Below are 3,657 nucleotides of genomic sequence, written 5' to 3'. Positions count from 1 at the left end.
CGCTCGGCCTTGGCGTGCGGCGGGCGCGGCAGCCGCGTTTCAGCGGACCGCCGGAACCTCGGCGATCGAACGCCCCGCCCACGCGGGGGCGGGCTCGACGAGGGCGCCCAGCCGCTCCCGTACGGAATCCGGGAACGGGGCGGTACGGCCCGCCTGTTGGTCCACATGGAGCGCCAGCAGCTCGGTGGTCGCGACCGGTTCGGCCGCCGGCTCCGGTACGTCGTCGGGGGCGTCGACCACGTACAGCTCGTGGCAGAAGCGCGCCTTCTTCGCGTCCACGCCCAACAGGCGCGTGCGGACGGCGAGATGGGCGCCCTCGGCGACGTCGCGGAGGTAACGCAGATGCGATTCGACGGTGTAGAGCGAGCAGCCGGTGCTCTCCCGGTATCCGGCGTGCAGACCGGTCTCGATCATCATCGCGTCGGTGGCGTACCCGAAGACCAGGACGTAGAACGCCTCGCTCATATGGCCGTTGTAGTCGATCCACTCCGGCCGTACGGTCCGGTGGACCAGGGGGAGTGACGCGCCGTCGTTCTCGGTCACGGTCCTCTCCTCGTGGCTCTGCTGCTCGCTCATCGGGTCGCCTCCTCCGCGGAACGGGGAAGGCGGCCCGTCGCCCGGAGGACCTCGATGACGCCCCGGTCCCGTTCGGCGACCAGATCGGCGATGCTCCGGCCGTCGGCGGCCTCCTCGCAGCCGGCCACCACCGCGTCGTACAGGGCGCGGTCCAGCTCGGGCGCTTCGAGCCTCGTCCAGGGCGACTTCAGCGACGGGCCGAAGTGGTCGAGCATGTGGGCCATCCCGCCCTCCCCGCCCGCGAGCGCGAACGTGAGCATCGGCCCCATCACGGCCCAGCGAAGCCCCGGCCCCTCGGTGATCGACGCGTCGATCTCCGCCACCGTCGCCTCTCCGCTCGCGACCATGTGCAGCGCTTCGCGCCACAGGGCCTCCTGGAGCCGGTTGGCTATGAAGCCGGGCACCTCGCGGTCCATGGTGATCACGGACTTGCCCGCGACGGCGTAGAAGCGCGAGGCCCAGTCGACCGCGGCGGGTGCGGTCCGTTCCCCGCCGACGACCTCGACCAGGGGAATGAGGTAAGGCGGGTTGAAGGGGTGCCCGACGACGAGCCGGCCGGGGTCGGCGGCCTCCGTCTGCATGTCCGTCATCGGATAGCCGGAGGTCGACGAGGCGATCACCGTACCGGCGGGTGCGGCGGCGTCCAGGCGGGCCAGCAGATCGCGCTTGAGGTCCAGCTTCTCGGGGGCGCTCTCCTGGACGAACTGGGCGTCCGCCACGGCCTCTTCGAGAGTCGCGGTGACGGTCAGCCGGTCCTGGGACGCTCCGTCGGCCAGCCCGAGCTGTTCCAGCGCGGGCCAGGCGGCGGCGATGAGCCGACGCAGCCGGACGGCCGCGTCGGGGGCCGGATCCCAGGCGGTGACGTCGTAGCCGCGGCCGAGGAAATGGGCGGCCCAGCCGCCGCCGATCACCCCGGCCCCGACGCACGCCACACGGCGTACGTCCTCAGGGGAACACGGGGCTGCGGGCACCGAGGGATCGTCGGTCGTCGTGGTGGGGGAGGGGATGACAGGCACGGGCGACACTCCGGAAAGACGGTGAGGGGGAGGAGTTGGGGGGAGGGGAGGGAGGCGGCGGGGGCGGTCAGGCGCGCGGGCGCAGGCCGAGCTTCCGGCGTGCCTCGTCGGGCGTGGCGACCCGGGAACCCAGGGATTCGGTGATCTGCACGGCGCGCTCCACCAACTGCCCGTTGGTGGCCTTGACGCCCTTGCCCAGATAGAGGTTGTCCTCCAGGCCGACCCGGACGTGTCCGCCGAGCAGGATCGACTGGGCGACCCAGGGCATCTGCATCCGGCCGAGTGCGAAGCTCGCCCACTGCGCGCCCTGCGGAAGCATGTTGACCATCGACTGGAGGACGCCCGGATCGGCGGGCGCGCCCCACGGAATGCCCATGCAGAGCTGGAAGACCGTGGGATCGTCGAGCAGCCCCTCGGCGAGGAGCTGCTTGGCGAACCACAGCTGCCCGGTGTCGAAGATCTCCAGCTCGGGCCGGACCCCGAGTTCCTGGATGCGCTTCGCGCCGGTGCGCAGCATGTCGGGGGTCGAGACGTAGAGGTTGCTGCCGTCGCCGAAGTTGAGCGAACCGCAGTCGAGGGTGCAGATGTCCGGGAGCAGGTCCTCCACGTGCGGCAGCCGGTCCAGCCCGCTGACCAGGTCGGTGCCCGGGAGCTGACGGAGCGGGGCTTCCGGGTCGATGACCAGGTCCCCGCCCATGCCGGCGGTCAGGTTGATGACGACGTCGGTGCCGGTCTCCCGGATCCGCTCGACGACCTCCCGGTAGAGCCGGGGGTCGCGGGAGGGCGCGCCGGTCTCCGGCTCGCGGACGTGGATGTGGACCACGGCCGCGCCGGCCCCGGCGGCCTCGACGGCGGAGGCGGCGATCTGCTCGGGGGTCACCGGGACATGGGGGCTGCGGCCGACGGTGTCGCCGGCTCCGGTGAGGGCGCAGGTGATGATGACGTCCTGGTTCACGGGCATGCGGGAACGTCTCCTCTCGGGGAGTTGGGGAACGGGGAGCCCGGGGTTCGGGCAGGTGGGTGTACGGGGTCGGCGCGGGCGTCAGCCGGCCGAGGGCGCGCTCAGGCAGGCGTCCACGTGGGCGATCAGCGCGTCATGCATGGCCTGGGCGCCGGTGCCGGGGACGCCGCCGCCCGGCGGTTCGGGCTCGGTGGCCAGGACCTGGGAGGCCAGCCCGTCGATCAGCGCGGTGAGGGCGAGGGCCGCGCCGTCCGCGTCGACCGGACGGAACACGCCCTGCTCGACGCCGCGCCGGATCACATCGGCGACCGTCCCCCGCCACTGGCGGTAGTAGTCCACGTGGAGCAGCCCGACCGTGGTGGACCGGGCGGCCTCGGCCCACAGGTCGAGCCAGACGCACCACTGCCGCCGTTGCTGTTCGGTGCGGGGCGTCTGGAGTTCGATCAGCAGGCGCAGCTCGTCCCCGGCGTGACGGGTGCCGGCCGTGGCGTCGGCGCGGCGACGGGTGTCCTCGTCCATGCACCAGCGGACCGCGGCTTCCAGCAGTTCGTCACGGCCGGGGAAGTGGTAGTGGATCGCCGCCGTACTGGTGTGGCAGGCCGCGGCGATGTCCGCGACCCGGACGGCATGGAACCCGCGCTCGGCGATGAGCCTGACGGTCTCGCGCACGATCTGCAGGGGCCTGCCGCCCTCCGGTGAGGGCGAGGGCGGGCGAGGCTGCGACGGGGAGCGCACGGTCGACGGCGTCGATGCCGCGCCGCCCCCCGGGCTGCCGGCCGCGTCGCCCACCGGCCCGGCCGTCGTACCGATCAGCCGGCCGACGTCCACGCCGCCGATGTCCGCGATCCGGGCCAGTTCGGCGGCGGTGAAGCGTCGGGTGCCGTTCAGGGACCGGGACAGCTTCGACGGATCGATGACGATCCGCCGCGCGAACTCGCGCGCGCTCACCCCAGCCGCGTCGATCACCTGTCGGACCCGTGCGGCCACCTCGTCCTGCTGCATGGTCAGCCACCGTAGCCATGTGTTGAGAAAACCTCAACACCAGCAGGGCCTAGGTCTGCATAAAAAGGGTGTTGCGGTTCTGACTGATGCATCAGTCAGAAC

Annotated in this window: 4 protein-coding genes; all 4 read right to left on the bottom strand. The window is 72.3% G+C overall.

The genetic code is table 11. The features are described 5' to 3' along the window. Nucleotides 1–39 precede the first annotated feature (39 nt). The 4 genes from ACFWM7_RS34390 to ACFWM7_RS34375 all read right to left on the bottom strand — a co-directional run bounded on the left by ACFWM7_RS34390 (nucleotide 40) and on the right by ACFWM7_RS34375 (nucleotide 3,555). Entirely contained in the window at nucleotides 40–576 is a 537-nt protein-coding gene (locus tag ACFWM7_RS34390) for a thioesterase family protein (RefSeq protein ID WP_383268458.1), read from the bottom strand. Next, complete coding sequence (locus ACFWM7_RS34385) at nucleotides 573–1,583, bottom strand: 3-hydroxyacyl-CoA dehydrogenase NAD-binding domain-containing protein (protein ID WP_383268460.1); 1,011 nt, start codon at nucleotides 1,581–1,583, stop codon at nucleotides 573–575. The genes ACFWM7_RS34390 and ACFWM7_RS34385 overlap by 4 nt, the downstream gene beginning before the upstream one ends. A 76-nt stretch (nucleotides 1,584–1,659) precedes the next feature. Further along, nucleotides 1,660–2,553 (bottom strand): 3-keto-5-aminohexanoate cleavage protein, encoded by an 894-nt coding sequence (locus tag ACFWM7_RS34380; RefSeq protein ID WP_205086161.1) that lies wholly within the window; start codon nucleotides 2,551–2,553, stop codon nucleotides 1,660–1,662. 81 nt (nucleotides 2,554–2,634) lie between these two features. Next, nucleotides 2,635–3,555 (bottom strand): TetR family transcriptional regulator C-terminal domain-containing protein, encoded by a 921-nt coding sequence (locus tag ACFWM7_RS34375; protein WP_383268455.1) that lies wholly within the window; start codon nucleotides 3,553–3,555, stop codon nucleotides 2,635–2,637. Nucleotides 3,556–3,657 lie beyond the last annotated feature (102 nt).

Origin of the sequence: Streptomyces sp. NPDC058375 (genome assembly GCF_042723425.1) — a bacterium.
Classification (GTDB): domain Bacteria; phylum Actinomycetota; class Actinomycetes; order Streptomycetales; family Streptomycetaceae; genus Streptomyces; species Streptomyces durocortorensis.
Note: the sequence above shows the minus strand (reverse complement) of the source record. Positions and strands in the feature narration are given on the sequence as shown.

What these genes read in the sequence shown, in the direction of transcription:
- ACFWM7_RS34390 (WP_383268458.1), bottom strand. Translation starts at nt 576, where the DNA reads ATGAGCGAGCAGCAGAGCCACGAGGAGAGGACCGTGACCGAGAACGAC.
- ACFWM7_RS34380 (WP_205086161.1), bottom strand. Translation starts at nt 2,553, where the DNA reads ATGCCCGTGAACCAGGACGTCATCATCACCTGCGCCCTCACCGGAGCC.
- ACFWM7_RS34375 (WP_383268455.1), bottom strand. Translation starts at nt 3,555, where the DNA reads ATGCAGCAGGACGAGGTGGCCGCACGGGTCCGACAGGTGATCGACGCG.